The sequence below is a fragment of the Paenibacillus sp. FSL R5-0517 genome (genome assembly GCF_037974355.1).
Classification (GTDB): Bacteria; Bacillota; Bacilli; order Paenibacillales; family Paenibacillaceae; genus Paenibacillus.
The window spans coordinates 146,294-160,873 of record NZ_CP150235.1; the positions used below are offsets into that span (position 1 = coordinate 146,294).

Sequence of the window (14,580 nt, forward strand, 5' to 3'; positions counted from 1 at the left end):
TAATCCCTGGAGGATTAGCGAAGTGGCCAAACGCATCAGACTGTAAATCTGCTCCCGTACGGGTTCGGTGGTTCGAATCCATCATCCTCCACCAGTTTTATGAGTCATTAGCTCAGTTGGTAGAGCACCTGACTTTTAATCAGGGTGTCGAAGGTTCGAGCCCTTCATGACTCATCTTTAAAAAAAGAGTGATTAATCATTAATTTGATTAGTCGCTCTTTTTTATTATGTACTTTTAACGGATTATGGATATTTATTAATGCTGTGCAAGATATGATAAACTAATAGAAAACATGCAGAGTGGTGACGTTCATTATATGAAATTCATACCTGATCTAAAACAGCAAATTGAAGTCATTATAGGCACAACTTTGGACGAATATGAAATTACAATAGAGGAATGGACGCAATCCGTTACGAATCTGGTGGGTCTTCATGAAAATTCAGAGACCTATGGTGATAAAGGTGAAAGTCTGGAGCTATTTGAACAAGCTACATCTCCAAGCTCATCCGATGTGATCAGTCTGAATACGGGAGAACGCATATTTTTTAAGGTTCGGATGAATGAGAAAGAAGAGACCGTGGTATGTTGGGGATGCGCTGCAAGATCCATCACTGTGGAGAGACGGAGATTTATTGAGCTTTTGATCCGTTCCAACACAGAATTACCCGATGAGACACAGCCTGTTGTATATGAGAATGATAGGGAGCAGTATTTGACTGAATTGGGTCTCTGGCTTAGAGAGCAGATCGAAGAACCATCCAAGCAGGAATCTCAAACGGTTCCTGATCACTTTGTGGTGCCTGCTGGATTGAATGCTGAGAAGATTCTGTTCTTGCTGCAAGGGGATACACCGGATGCACATCGTCTACGATCCAAGGAACTCAACAAGCTGCTTGAGAGTTATTTTGGCGAGGAGATTGTATTGATTCCCTTAGGGGAGCAAGAGTGGGTTTTCATGGGTGATAAAGAAATCGTTACAGAAGAAGCCGAGGAAGATACACCGGATGCCCAAAAGGATTCACTGAACGCTTTTTGTCTGGGGTTACATGAACTGGTAGCCAGTGAATGGGCTGGGGTGTTCCATCTGTCTGCATCTCTGCCATGCATACCCGCAGAACAATTAGTATCAGTTACAGCGCTTCTTAAAGAAAGTGTGCAATTGGGGAGAGCATTCCATGTTACGCAGCATATTCATCTCCCATGGGATCTTCATCTGGAACGGTTGGTAGCGAGCATTCCAGATGAACAACGGATACGATTTATACAGGAAACAGGCAAGGACACGTTAATCTTAAATGATAGTGAGACTCTTGCTACGTTAGAAACCTTTTTTAGCCTGGACTGTAATGTGAGCGAGACAGCCAAACGGCTTTTTATTCATCGTAATACGTTGGTTTATCGTCTGGACAAGATCAAACAGGAGATTGGATACGATGTAAGGCACTTCGAAAGTGCTGTTCTAGTGCAGTTTTTACTGCTTATGTACAAAGTGACGAAAAAGCATTGATATTTTTGTGCAGTTTGCGAATAGTCAAACCTCATACAGATAGGGTAATATAAAAATACAAATTGTATTCGATTACAAAATGATCTCTGAGGAGGCAACAATCATGGCTGGAGTACGTTTAGAGCATATTTTCAAAAAATACCCGGGTTCTGATAAAGCAACTGTAGTTGACATTAACCTGGACATTAAAGATAAAGAATTTCTGGTATTGGTAGGTCCGTCCGGTTGTGGTAAATCAACAACACTGCGTATGATCGCAGGCCTTGAGGAAATTTCTGAAGGTAAACTCTATATCGGTGACCGTGTCGTTAATGATGTTGCACCTAAAGACCGCGATATCGCGATGGTATTCCAATCCTATGCCTTGTATCCGCATATGAGCGTATATCAAAACATGGCGTTTGGTTTGAAATTGCGTAAGGTTAAAAAAGACGAGATCGACAAACGTGTACGTGAAGCAGCTAAAATCCTGGATATCGAGCATTTGCTTGAGCGTAAACCTAAGGCATTGTCCGGTGGTCAACGTCAGCGTGTCGCTCTAGGACGTGCGATTGTCCGTGATCCACAAGTCTTCTTGATGGATGAGCCTCTCTCCAACTTGGATGCTAAACTTCGTGGTCAGATGCGTGCGGAAATCACTAAACTGGCTAAACGTTTGGAAACAACAGTTATCTACGTAACGCATGACCAGATCGAAGCAATGACGATGGGTGACCGGATCGTAGTTATGAAGGATGGTATCATCCAACAAGCAGCTTCTCCGGAAGAGTTGTATAACCTGCCGGCTAACCTGTTCGTAGCTGGTTTCATCGGTTCCCCGACAATGAACTTTATCTCGGGTAAACTGGCTGAGCAAGGTGCTAACCTGCACTTCGTAGCTCCAGGCGTGGACGTTGAAATCCCGCAAGGTAAAGCACAAGTGTTGAAATCTAGAGGATACATTGGCAAAGAAGTCATTCTGGGTGTTCGTCCAGAAGACATTCACGAAGAGCCAGTATTCCTGGAAGCATCCCCGAACTCTGTATTCTCTACTCACGTAGATGTAACAGAGAACCTGGGTCACGAAATGCTCCTCTACTTGAGCGGTGTAGGTAACGATACTACAATCGCACGTGTAGATGGACGTTCTAACACTCGTGATGGTTCCACAGTTAAAATGGCCATCGACATGAACAAAGTTCATATCTTTGACAAAGAGACTGAAGTGAACGTACTTCTTCAAGACTAATATTACTGGGATTCATCGGTGACGATGGAATCTGACAGTTAACGCAATTATACATTGTAATGAGAGCCCCTTCCGTTATTGCTGGAAGGGGCTTTTTTTAAAAAATTAATGAACTCTATAATATTCAGCGGGGCAAGGATTAACAATTACCTGATAAACAACCGCTAAACCATCCATGTAGTATCCCCAATGGGTGCTTGATCAGAAGGTTTTTTCTTACTAATGGTTGTCGGAGGCTACGATTGCATTCATCCCGGAATTCATTTAAGATTATTTGAAGGTCTGTCTTCATATATCTGAGAGAACCGACTGTTGGAAGGGTATGCATTCTGTACCCCATGTTGTGAATGCGCTAATAATGGAAAGAACTGATACACGATCTGAATTACATAGAGGTACAGCGAATGCTGAAAGGAAGAGACAAATGGCGAAAAAAGTGAAAGTATCCGAATTGGTACAGCAGTTTCAGTTGGAGGTTGTTTCTGGATCTCACGGATTGAAAAGAGTCATTACGGTAGATGATCTGAACCGTCCTGGTCTGGAAATGGCCGGTTATTTTGAATACCATCCTCAAGAACGGGTACAGCTACTTGGAAGAACGGAGTTAGCTTTCTTTGCAATGTTACCCGAGCAAGAGCGGCGTGATCGTATGCAACGTCTTTGTACAGAAGAGACGCCTTGTATCGTTGTAACGCGCGGACTTGAAGTCCCGCAAGAGCTGATTGATATCAGTGAAGAACGGGATCTGGCTGTATTACGCAGTAATATGGCAACAACAATTCTGTCCAGCCGGATTACCGGATTTTTGGAGGGGAAATTAGCACCTACTGCCACGATTCATGGTGTACTGTGTGATGTATACGGGGTTGGTATGTTGATTACAGGTAGTAGCGGTATTGGTAAGAGTGAAACAGCACTTGAACTGGTTAAACGTGGACACCGACTGATTGCCGATGATGCGGTAGAGATCCGCCAAACGTCAGATTTTCAGCTTCACGGTACTGCACCTGAATTGATCCGCCACTTGCTCGAAATTCGAGGTGTCGGTATTATCAACGTCATGACATTATTCGGAGCCGGTGCCGTTCGGAATAACAAACGGATTACCCTGGTTGTACGTCTGGAAGCATGGCAGCAGGATAAACAATACGATCGTCTGGGTCTGGACGAAGAGACTACACGTATCATTGATACCGATGTGCCTCTCGTTACGATTCCTGTTCGTCCGGGACGGAACTTGGCGGTTATTATTGAAGTAGCCGGAATGAACTATCGTCTGAAACAGATGGGTCTTAATGCTGCACTGCAATTCACGAACAAGCTGACAGCAACCATCTCGGAAGATATGGAAGACATGGATTAAGAAACATTTTATACAAGGAAATGAAGATAAATGGTTGACGTGTACTGCTTCTCTGGAGCGCAGGGCATGCCAACCATTCGTCATGCGTGTGATTGATCGAATAAATAGGAGTGTGAATGAATGGATACATTATTACTGTTGAACCCGATTGCGTTCTCTATTGGAGCGTTAAAGGTTCACTGGTACGGGCTTATTCTTGGTACCGCGGCACTTATAGGACTGCTGCTCGTGATCCGGGAGGGCAAACGCTACAATATCCCACAGGAAGTGTTCATGGACATGGTTCTGCTGGGTGTGCCTTCTGCCATCATTGGTGCCCGCATCTACTATGTCGCATTTAAGTGGGAAGATTACAAGGATAATTTCTGGGATGTCTTTAAAATATGGAATGGCGGTATCGCCATCTATGGTGCCCTTATTGGTGCAATCATCTGTGCAGTTATTTTCTTCCGTCGTAAAGGCTATAACTTCTGGCGTATGGCCGATATCTGTGCGCCTGGACTGATTGTTGGACAGATGATCGGACGTTGGGGGAACTTTGTGAATCAGGAAGCCTATGGCGGTCCTGTGGAAGAATCATTTTTGAGAGACAAGCTTCATCTGCCGGACTTTATTGTGAATCAAATGAACGTAGAAGGTGTATTCCATCATCCTGCGTTTTTGTATGAATCAGTATGGAGTCTTGCTGGTCTAATCTTGCTGCTGATTCTGCGTCGTCAGAAATTCCTGCGTTCAGGTGAACTGTTCATGTCCTATTTCATCTGGTACTCTATCGGTCGTTTCTTCATTGAAGCTTTGCGTACGGACAGTCTGGGCTTCCAGGCTCCGCAATGGGTCGCTTCATTAGTGAACGGGCTGTGGTCTCCAATGACTGTGATGGGCTTCGAACAAGGATATCTTGATCCTGCTTATGGCAACGTAAGAATCTCGCAACTGCTCGCTATTGGTATCATTATTGTTGCTGTTGTATTCATAGTGGTGAGAAGAGTGACAGGTAAAGCCGATGTTCGTTACAGTGATCCGATTGTATCGTCCAAAGTTACCTCTGATGATATGGAACATACAGGAACAGTTGTTGGCAAAGAGAGCAAGGTAACACCTCCAGCCAAAGATGACCCGAAGCAAGTTGATGATAAAAAGGAGTAATGCAACATGATTGACACGGTATTGTTCGATCTGGACGGAACCATTATTGATACCAATGAGCTGATTATCAGCTCATTCCAGCATGTCATGGGGGGATGGGAGCATTCAGCTCCATGGACACGAGAACAGATCATTCCGCATATGGGTGGCACACTGGAGCAGCAAATGCGTACCTTTTCTGGACAAGAGGAAGTCTCTGAGTACGTGAAAGGTTATCGTGCCTATAATGATATCCATCATGAAGCGATGGTTAGACCTTTTCCACATGTCATTGAGGTAGTAGAGGCGTTGCATCAGGCTGGCATTGTGATGGGTGTGGTCACAACTAAAATTCGTCCATCTACATTAAAGGTGCTGGAACGTTTTGACCTACTGAAATATATGAAGACGATTGTGACCGTGACTGATGTGACGAATCCGAAGCCACATGCTGAGCCTGTGTTGAAAGCAATGACGGAACTGGGTGCAGATCCTGCTAAAACGTTGATGGTTGGTGATAGTCCGGTGGATATCCAATCGGCTCAAAATGCGGGTGCACTCTCGGCGGGGGTTGCATGGTCTCTTAAAGGAGAAACAATCCTGAACGGATATGGCCCCGATCACATGTTGCACGACATGAGAGACTTGTTAGAACTCATCCGTATTGAAACGGGTCGTTCATGAGAAAAGTAACCCGCTATCCGGTAGAGGACCAGAATGCACTTTGGCATATCTACAAGACAGTGAGTCCGTGGAAGGGCGTTCGTAATTTTATCTGGATCCAGTTGTCACGTTACTGTCCGATCCTATCGGTGAAGAACTGGATTTATCGCCGAATGCTGGGGATGAAGGTGGGAAAACACACGGCCTTTGGCCTGATGGTGATGGTGGATGTGTTTTTTCCGGAGAAAATAACGGTCGGCGAAAACTCGGTCATCGGTTACAACACAACAATTCTCGCTCATGAGTATCTCATTAAGGAGTACAGGCTCGGTGAGGTGATTATCGGGGAAAATGTACTGATTGGTGCCAATACAACGATTCTGCCTGGGGTAACCATAGGGGATGGAGCGGTTGTAGCTGCTGGAGCTGTCGTACATAAGGATGTTGCACCAGGAGCTTTTGTTGGAGGTAATCCACTACGTGACTTATCCCGTGCGGCAGCTTCTACGGAAGAGACTGTCTTTAACACGGATAATTCTTCTCAGGGTAGTGTGCATTAAGTCCACAACGTAATGAAAGAAGATGGGTTGAAGTAAAAAGCTGCTTATGGCAGCTTTTTTCGTATATAAATACCGATGGGTGAGGGTAACGGTGCGAATATAAAACGAGATGCCGATCCAAGGGCAATCAAGCTTCGGTATTGTTGACGGTAGTGCGGATTTCATGTTATCATATCCCATATCCTTTAGTTTGTTAGCACTTTACCATGTGAAAGTATTGTTGGAGAAATTAAACGTGATAAAGGTTGAACTAAACCAATAGTTAAAGGCTTGTGCAGCAATACGTTGATTCAGGGTTACAAGATAGAATGGGGATTTACACTACATAAATCCTGTTGAAATAGAATGAGCACCACTCTTAAATTACTGACTCGGGGTGAATAATACCAATGTCCAAACCAAAAGGATTTGAAAAACCGACCGGATTTCGCGACTATACACCACATGTTGTATCCAAGCTGCGTACGATTGAGCGGAATGTACTAGAATGTATGGAACGCTGGGGTTACCGTCAGATCATCACACCAACGATTGAATATTACGATACGGTAGGTGTAGCCAGCTCTACATCGGATCGCAAATTGTTTAAATTATTGAACAGCCGGGGAACCACCCTGGTGCTCCGATCGGATCTAACGGCTCCGATTGCACGTGTCGTTTCGTCCATGCTCAAAGATGAGCAATTGCCACTGCGTCTGTCCTATCATGCGAACGTATTTCGTTCGATTGAAGAGGAAGCTGGACGGGAGGCGGAGTTCTTCCAGACAGGGGTGGAGCTGGTTGGAGATGACTCACCTGAGGCGGATGCAGAAGTTGTTGCGCTTGCGATTGCCTCTTTGCAGGCAGCGGGCGTGTCTTCTTTTAAAATAGCGATGGGTCATATGGGATTCCTGAACGGATTACTGGAGGAAGTGATTCCAGGCCAGACAACGGAACAGGAGCAATTGAAGGAAGGGCTGCTCGGACGTGATTATGTTGGCTATCGCCAGTCGATCGAAGCATTGAACCTGGAACCCAAGTTGAAAGAACAGCTTGAAGCGATCCTGCGTCTGCGCGGTGGCAAGGAAGTCTGCACACATGCGGTAGAGCTAAGTTCAAGCGCTGAAGCAGCACAGTCGATTGCGCATCTGTGTGCAGTATTCGAAGTGTTGGAAGCGTACGGCGTATCCGAACATGTACTGATTGATCTGACGATGATCGGGGATTTCTCCTATTATACGGGCATGACGTTTGAAGGATATGCAGCAGAACTGGGATCTCCGGTATGCAGCGGCGGGCGGTATGACAATCTGTTACAACAATTCGGGCGTTCGTTGCCAGCTACAGGGTTTGCACTGAAAACCAACCGGATTATTGATGGCGTTCACGGTATTACCATTGAAGAGAAGAAACCGATACTTATCCAATATAGCCCGAAACGTCGGGCCGAGGCACTGACAGAAGCGGCAAGATTACGCAGTCTGGGACAAAATGTAGTGACACTCCTTCTTCCTGAAGACGGGGCTGGAGCAAGTGCTGTATCTGTTGGAGCAACAACCGTTCAGGCTGAGCAGGTTATTACTTACGGATCTGAAGAAGGAGGACGCTGAGATGTCGGATATTCTGAAGGTGGCCATGCCGAAGGGCCGAATCTATAAAAAAGCCTCCAAATTGTTCCGTGAAGCGGGGCTGGATATTCCAGAAGACGTGGATGATACACGCAGATTGGTTATTGAAGTACCGGAAGCGGGAATGGAATTCATCATGGCGAAGCCAGTAGATGTTCCAACCTACGTGGAGTACGGTGTTGCTGATATCGGAATTGTTGGTAAAGACGTGCTGCTGGAGGAAAATCGGGATGTGTACGAACTATTGAATCTGGGAATCGCCCAGTGCCGTATGTCTGTAATTGGACTTCCCGACTGGAAGCCAGGCATTCAGCAACGTGTTGCAACGAAGTATCCGAGGATCGCTTCACAGTATTTTCGGGAGCAGGGGCAGCAGGTTGAGGTGATCAAGCTGAATGGTTCCATTGAGCTTGCGCCCTTAATTGGTCTGGCAGACCGGATCGTCGATCTGGTGGAGACTGGTCAGACGCTGCGCGAGAACGGATTGGTGGAGATGACAGGTATTCTGGACATCACCAGCCGTCTTATCGCCAACCGGGTAAGTTATCGAATGAAAAACGCACGAATCCAGGCTTTGTGTGATGCACTTCAGCAGGTTATTCCGGCATCGAATGAGATATCGGCGGGAAGCCTTCGGGGATAAATTACTGATAAGCAAGGACTGCAAGGCAGCAAGGAACGGGAAATATACAAACGGAATAACCAAAGAATGAAACGATAGAAGTAAGGAACGAGGAAAACGAGAAACAAATCGGCCATATAAGGTAGGTATTACAGGGGATGAGGAGGTTGTACGTATGAAAATTGTACCTGCACGGGAGTTTGATCTGAAGCGTGAAGTGGAGTATGGCACGCCAGAGCAAAATGAAACGGTACGGCGTATTGTCAGCGACATTCGCCGTGAGGGTGATGCGGCACTGCTGCGTTACACGGAGCAGCTGGACCGCACGAAGCTGACGGCCGCGGAATTGCGCGTGCCGCAGGAAGAGCTGCAGGCGGCTTATGCAGCCGTGGAGCCATCCTTTGTGACGGCGATTCGGCAAGCCGCCGCCAACATTCGTGCGTTTCACGAGAAGCAGAAACGAAACTCGTGGATGGATTGGCAGCCGGACGGCAGCCTGCTGGGCCAGGTCATCCGACCGCTGAAGCGGGTCGGGGTCTATGTACCTGGCGGTAAAGCAGCGTATCCATCGTCTGTGCTGATGAATGTGATTCCGGCACAGGTGGCAGGCGTGCCGGAGATTGTTCTCGTGACGCCGCCGTCTACCAACGGTGGCGAAGGCATTAACCCGTACATTCTCGTGGCTGCTGCGGAAGCAGGCGTAAGCGAGATGTACCGGGTTGGCGGCGCTCAAGCCATCGCCGCCCTCGCTTACGGCACGGAGAGTATTGCCCCGGTCGACAAGATCTGTGGACCGGGCAATATTTACGTGGCGCTCGCGAAGCGCGAGGTGTACGGTGCGGTCGATATCGATAGTATCGCCGGGCCGAGTGAGATTGTGGTACTCGCCGATGATACGGCGAATCCGGTGTATGTCGCCGCCGACCTGTTGTCGCAGGCGGAACATGACGAGATGGCATCGGCCATTCTCGTCACGAATTCGGCCGCGCTGGCGGAAGCCGTGCAGGGCGAAGTGCAGCGGCAACTTGAAGTGCTGCCGCGGCGTGATATCGCTGCTGCTTCGGTAGAGCAGTATGGCGCGATTATTGTGGTCGATTCCATCGATGAGGGAATCGATGTGGTGAACCGGCTCGCACCGGAGCATCTGGAGATCATGGTGCAGGAGCCGATGACTTACGCTGGCCGGATTGAGAATGCCGGTGCGATCTTCCTCGGCCCGTACAGCTCGGAGCCGGTAGGGGATTATTTTGCCGGACCGAATCATATTATTCCGACTAATGGAACGGCGCGATTCAGTTCGCCAGTGGACGTGGACGATTTTATCAAGAAATCCAGTCTGATCTATTATAGTAAAGAAGCGCTGCTGCAGAACGGAGCGGCTATTATAGAGTTGGCCCGCCATGAGGGTCTTGAAGGTCATGCCCGTGCAATCGCTGTACGGTTAGAACAGGAAGGAAAGGCGGAATCGGACAATGGATAAGCAACATAACGGTGTGGAACTTGAAAACAAAGGTGCAGTGCGCCAAGCAGAGGTTGACCGCAAAACGAACGAGACCAATATTCAATTGGCCTTTAATGTAGATGGAACAGGACAATCCACGATTGAAACGGATGTACCTTTTCTGAACCATATGCTGGATCTGTTCACGAAGCACGGACAATTCGACCTGAACGTACAGGCCCGTGGAGATATTGATATCGACGATCATCACACGGTTGAAGACATCGGCATCTGTCTGGGACAGACGTTGCGAGAAGCATTGGGTGACAAACGCGGGATTAAGCGCTACGCCAGTGTTTTTGTACCGATGGATGAGGCACTCGCTCAGGTTATTATTGATGTGAGCAACCGACCTCACTTTGAATACCGTGCAGAATATCCTTCCCAACAGGTAGGCAGTTTCTCCACGGAGCTGGTACATGAATTCCTATGGAAATTGGCGCTGGAAGCCCGGATTACGTTGCATGTCATTGTGCACTATGGTCAGAACACCCACCACATGATTGAAGCGATCTTTAAGGCATTGGGACGTGCACTGGATGAAGCAACGTTGATTGATCCACGTGTAACGGGTGTGCCTTCCACGAAGGGAGTGCTGTAGACGATGGCGATTGCAATTGTCGATTACGGTATGGGTAACCTGCACAGCGTCGGCAAAGCGGTCGAACGTCTTGGCTACGAGGCGCTGGTCACGGGTGACCGGGAAGAGATTCTTGGCGCAGATGGTGTGATTCTGCCAGGCGTAGGTGCTTTTGGTGATGCGATGGTTCATCTGCGGGAGAGTGGACTGGATACGGTGGTGAAAGAAGCGGCTGCGGGGTCCAAGCCACTTCTCGGGATCTGTCTGGGGATGCAGTTGTTGTTCAGCTCAAGTGAAGAGCATGGCGAGCATGAGGGACTGGATATTTTGCCAGGTAAAGTAGTGCGATTTGCACCAGGAGAACTGAAGGTTCCTCATATGGGATGGAACCGTCTGGAATTCCTCCACGCGGAGAACCCGCTGTTTACGGGACTTGAGGGAGGACACGTCTATTTCGTGCATTCCTATCATGCGCTTACGGACAACAGGGACGATCTGCTGGCGGTAACGGATTACGGACATCCGGTGACAGCCATTGTAGGCAGCGGATCCAACTTCGGTATGCAATTCCACCCGGAGAAAAGCGGAGAGCTTGGCATGAAGCTGCTCGGCAACTTTTTGGCTCTGACAGGAGCGCCTGTACAACGGTAAAACAATCATCTCTTCTTAACTATAGAAAGCGTACAAATCTAATTCATATTCAGGAGGCCTTGTATGTCATCTTTTATCCTATATCCGGCAATTGATATCCGGGACGGCAAATGTGTAAGACTGGTGCAGGGAGATTATAATCAGGAGACCGTGTACAACGATGACCCTGTTCAAGTGGCTCTATCCTGGGAGAAGCAAGGCGGTACATATGTGCATCTGGTGGATCTGGATGGTGCCAAAGCAGGTCATCCTGTTAACGATGAGCTGATCGGTCGCATTGCCTCGGCTGTGAACGTACCTGTTCAGGTGGGGGGCGGACTTCGTACAGTAGCGGATGTAGAGCGATTGCTAGGTCTGGGTGTTAGCCGGCTGATCATTGGAACAGCGGCCATTGAGGATCGTGCTTTTACAGAGGAAGTACTGGGACGTTACGGCGACAAAGTGGCAATTGGCATCGACGCTCGTAATGGTTACGTGGCAACCCGCGGATGGCTTGAAACATCGGAAGTACAGGCAGAGGTACTCGCGAAGGAATTGGCGGCGTATGGGGCAGAAACGTTTATCTTTACGGATATTTCCCGTGATGGTATGATGCAGGGTCCTAATGTGGAAGCGATTGTGTCTCTAGCCAAGGCAAGCGGACGGACCGTTATTGCTTCCGGTGGTGTGAGTGTAATGGATGATCTGCTTCGTCTGAGTCGTCACGCCGATGATGGTGTTGGTGGAGCGATCGTGGGTAAAGCACTGTATACAGGAAGCATCGATCTGTCTGAAGCGGTACGTGCAGTAAATAAGTAAGGGATATTCGGATAGAGAGGAAGAGGTAGCATGCTGGCAAAAAGAATCATCCCCTGTCTGGACGTGAAGGACGGCCGGGTCGTCAAAGGCGTCAACTTCGTCAATCTCCGCGATGCGGGTGATCCGGTAGAGCTGGCGGCGCTATATGACCGCGAAGGCGCGGACGAATTGGTATTTCTCGATATCTCCGCTTCGGTAGAAGGTCGCGAAACGATGGAAGAAGTCGTGCGGCAGACGGCTGGCGAGATTGCTATTCCCTTTACGGTAGGTGGAGGCATCTCCAAGGTGGAGGACATGAAGCGGATTCTCCGGGCAGGAGCGGACAAAATTGCAGTGAATACAGCCGCGGTACTTAATCCGCAGTTGATTGCCGATGGTGCACGTCGCTTTGGCTCGCAGTGTATCGTGGTAGCGATCGATGCCAAGTATAACGAAACTTGGGGCGAGTGGGAGGTCTATACACATGGTGGACGTAAACCCTCCGGCATCAAGGCGTTGGAATGGGTTAAACAGGCTGAGAGCTTGGGCGCGGGAGAGATTCTGCTAACCAGTATGGACGCGGACGGAACAAAAGACGGTTTCGATCTGAAGCTGACGGCAGCGGTATCCGAATCTGTGCGTATACCAGTCATCGCATCGGGCGGTGCGGGCAAGGAATCTCATTTCTATGATGTATTCACCACGGGCAAAGCGGATGCAGGTCTGGCCGCAACGATTTTCCATTACAAAGAAATCGCCGTACCGGCGTTAAAACAACATTTGAGAGAACAAGGGGTGGAGATCCGTGACTAAAGTGAGCGATGAAATCAAGGAACAGTTGTCCTTGGAACAGGTTGTGGAACACATTCGTTGGAGTGACGGTTTGGTCCCTGCCATCGTGCAGGATGTGGATACTCGGAAAGTCTTAATGATGGCTTATATGAATCGCGAATCTCTGAAGTTGTCGCTTGAATCCGGTGAAGCCTGGTTCTGGTCACGCTCTCGTCAAGAGCTGTGGCATAAAGGGGCGACATCTGGCAACGTGCAGACCATTACTTCCCTGAAATATGATTGTGATGGTGATACCTTGTTGGTTGAGGTCAAACCGAACGGTCCTGCCTGCCATACAGGTGCGGTAACATGTTTCCATAATGAGATCATTGGTTTGCCAGAGAAATCGACAGACAAGGCTCCGGATAAAGCCGGTGAGGCATCTGCTTCTGCGAATTCGGATTCCGAAAGTCGCTTTGAGGTATTGGCTGAACTGGAATCCGTTATTGCAGAGCGTGAACGTGAACGCCCTGAGGGTGCATATACAACCTATTTGTTTGATAAAGGTGTAGATAAAATATTGAAAAAAATCGGTGAAGAAGCGTCCGAGACGATTATCGCCGCCAAAAATAAAGATAATGACGAGCTTCGCCTGGAAGTCAGTGACCTGATGTATCACCTGCTCGTCCTGTTACAAGAGCGCAAGCTGCCACTGGACGACATTATGTCAGAGCTGAGCCGCCGTCATGAACGGCCTCGCCGCGATTAGGAGGCGAGTTTCGTGCGTATAGACTACCATACACACCATGAGCGGTGTGGACATGCCGTTGGCAAACTGGAAGAGTATGTACAGCGTGGTGTGGAGATTGGACTATCCCAGATTGGATTGTCCGATCACATGCCATTGCTGCATGTCGATCCAGCTCAATATTATCCGGAAATGGCGATGCCTATGGATGAACTGCCGCGTTATGTAGAGGAGTGTTTCTCCCTGAAAGAACGTTACCGTGGGCAGATTGACGTACGTGTTGGTCTGGAAGGTGACTATATTGAAGGCTGGGAAACAGAGATTCGTGCAATCATTGAGCGTTATCCTTGGGATTATGTGATTGGCTCCGTTCATTTCCTCGGGGAATGGGACATTACGGATTTTCGCCAGACCCATCACTGGGAGGGCAAAGACATCCTTGAAGTATATCGTCAGTACTATAATGCCGTGAGTAAGGCAGCTGCGACGGGCCTGTACGATATTATGGGTCATACGGATGTCATTAAACGGTTTGGCTATGTTCCTTCAGAGGAGCAGACGGCGGAACGTAGCTCACTAGAGAATGCAGCGCTGCAGGCTATTGCCAAAAGTGGCTGCGCCATGGAACTGAATGCTTCCGGGTTATCGAAGCCTTGCGCCGAGATGTTCCCTAGTCGTAGAATGCTGACGGAGGCTATTCGATTGGGCATTCCTTTAACGATGGGTTCTGATGCGCATGATCCACTGAAGCTGGGGGATTATTTGCCTGAAGCTGAAGCACTTTTACATGAGTTGGGCTGTACGGAAGTCGCTGTTTTTGAAGGCCGTCATCGCTCGTTCATTCCTTTAAATGTAGAAGCCAGTGGAGTATAA

At 48.2% G+C, this 14,580-nt stretch carries 15 protein-coding genes and 2 tRNA genes; all 17 read left to right on the top strand.

The genetic code is table 11. The annotated features are described in order from the left end of the window. Positions 1-8: 8 nt before the first annotated feature. The 17 genes from MKX40_RS00725 (at position 9) to hisJ (ending at position 14,580) form a co-directional block, all read left to right on the top strand. Positions 9-94: transfer RNA gene (locus MKX40_RS00725), tRNA-Tyr, on the top strand. Between the two features lie 7 nt (positions 95-101). Further along, a tRNA-Lys gene (locus MKX40_RS00730) sits at positions 102-174 on the top strand. A 143-nt stretch (positions 175-317) separates the two neighbouring features. After that, positions 318-1,511 carry a helix-turn-helix domain-containing protein gene (locus MKX40_RS00735; protein WP_339238992.1) on the top strand — a complete coding sequence of 398 codons (1,194 nt, stop codon included), beginning with the start codon at positions 318-320 and terminating at the stop codon, positions 1,509-1,511. Between the two features lie 103 nt (positions 1,512-1,614). Next, positions 1,615-2,739 (top strand): sn-glycerol-3-phosphate ABC transporter ATP-binding protein UgpC, encoded by a 1,125-nt coding sequence (ugpC, locus tag MKX40_RS00740; RefSeq protein WP_062837775.1) that lies wholly within the window; start codon positions 1,615-1,617, stop codon positions 2,737-2,739. A 424-nt stretch (positions 2,740-3,163) separates the two neighbouring features. Continuing rightward, entirely contained in the window at positions 3,164-4,102 is a 939-nt protein-coding gene (hprK, locus tag MKX40_RS00745; RefSeq protein ID WP_091011999.1) for an HPr(Ser) kinase/phosphatase, read from the top strand. Positions 4,103-4,222: 120 nt separating this feature from the next. Continuing rightward, the gene (lgt, locus tag MKX40_RS00750) at positions 4,223-5,248 is read left to right on the top strand and encodes a prolipoprotein diacylglyceryl transferase (RefSeq protein ID WP_339238994.1); all 1,026 of its coding nucleotides are present in this window, start codon (positions 4,223-4,225) and stop codon (positions 5,246-5,248) included. Positions 5,249-5,254: 6 nt separating this feature from the next. Then, positions 5,255-5,911, top strand: a complete 657-nt coding sequence (gene ppaX / locus MKX40_RS00755; protein WP_339238995.1) for a pyrophosphatase PpaX — start codon at positions 5,255-5,257, stop codon at positions 5,909-5,911. Continuing rightward, complete coding sequence (locus MKX40_RS00760) at positions 5,908-6,450, top strand: DapH/DapD/GlmU-related protein (RefSeq protein ID WP_339238996.1); 543 nt, start codon at positions 5,908-5,910, stop codon at positions 6,448-6,450. Before ppaX ends, MKX40_RS00760 begins: the two co-directional genes overlap by 4 nt. A 389-nt stretch (positions 6,451-6,839) precedes the next feature. Next, complete coding sequence (locus tag MKX40_RS00765; RefSeq protein ID WP_339238998.1) at positions 6,840-8,039, top strand: ATP phosphoribosyltransferase regulatory subunit; 1,200 nt, start codon at positions 6,840-6,842, stop codon at positions 8,037-8,039. A 1-nt stretch (position 8,040) separates the two neighbouring features. Further along, positions 8,041-8,700, top strand: coding sequence for an ATP phosphoribosyltransferase (hisG, locus tag MKX40_RS00770; RefSeq protein ID WP_062837770.1), 660 nt, complete (start codon positions 8,041-8,043; stop codon positions 8,698-8,700). Positions 8,701-8,854: 154 nt separating this feature from the next. After that, a complete protein-coding gene (gene hisD / locus MKX40_RS00775; RefSeq protein WP_339238999.1) occupies positions 8,855-10,159 on the top strand; it encodes a histidinol dehydrogenase in 1,305 nt (434 codons plus the stop codon). Next, complete coding sequence (gene hisB / locus MKX40_RS00780; protein ID WP_339239000.1) at positions 10,152-10,781, top strand: imidazoleglycerol-phosphate dehydratase HisB; 630 nt, start codon at positions 10,152-10,154, stop codon at positions 10,779-10,781. The genes hisD and hisB overlap by 8 nt, the downstream gene beginning before the upstream one ends. 3 nt (positions 10,782-10,784) lie before the next feature. Beyond that, positions 10,785-11,411 (top strand): imidazole glycerol phosphate synthase subunit HisH, encoded by a 627-nt coding sequence (hisH, locus tag MKX40_RS00785; protein ID WP_339239002.1) that lies wholly within the window; start codon positions 10,785-10,787, stop codon positions 11,409-11,411. Between the two features lie 63 nt (positions 11,412-11,474). Continuing rightward, positions 11,475-12,209, top strand: coding sequence for a 1-(5-phosphoribosyl)-5-[(5-phosphoribosylamino)methylideneamino]imidazole-4-carboxamide isomerase (hisA, locus tag MKX40_RS00790; RefSeq protein WP_047841450.1), 735 nt, complete (start codon positions 11,475-11,477; stop codon positions 12,207-12,209). 30 nt (positions 12,210-12,239) lie between these two features. Beyond that, entirely contained in the window at positions 12,240-13,001 is a 762-nt protein-coding gene (hisF, locus tag MKX40_RS00795; protein ID WP_339239004.1) for an imidazole glycerol phosphate synthase subunit HisF, read from the top strand. Position 13,002: 1 nt separating this feature from the next. Further along, on the top strand, positions 13,003-13,728 hold the full coding sequence (hisIE, locus tag MKX40_RS00800) for a bifunctional phosphoribosyl-AMP cyclohydrolase/phosphoribosyl-ATP diphosphatase HisIE (RefSeq protein ID WP_339242864.1): 726 nt from the start codon (positions 13,003-13,005) through the stop codon (positions 13,726-13,728). A 12-nt stretch (positions 13,729-13,740) separates the two neighbouring features. Next, positions 13,741-14,580 (top strand): histidinol-phosphatase HisJ, encoded by an 840-nt coding sequence (hisJ, locus tag MKX40_RS00805; protein ID WP_339239005.1) that lies wholly within the window; start codon positions 13,741-13,743, stop codon positions 14,578-14,580.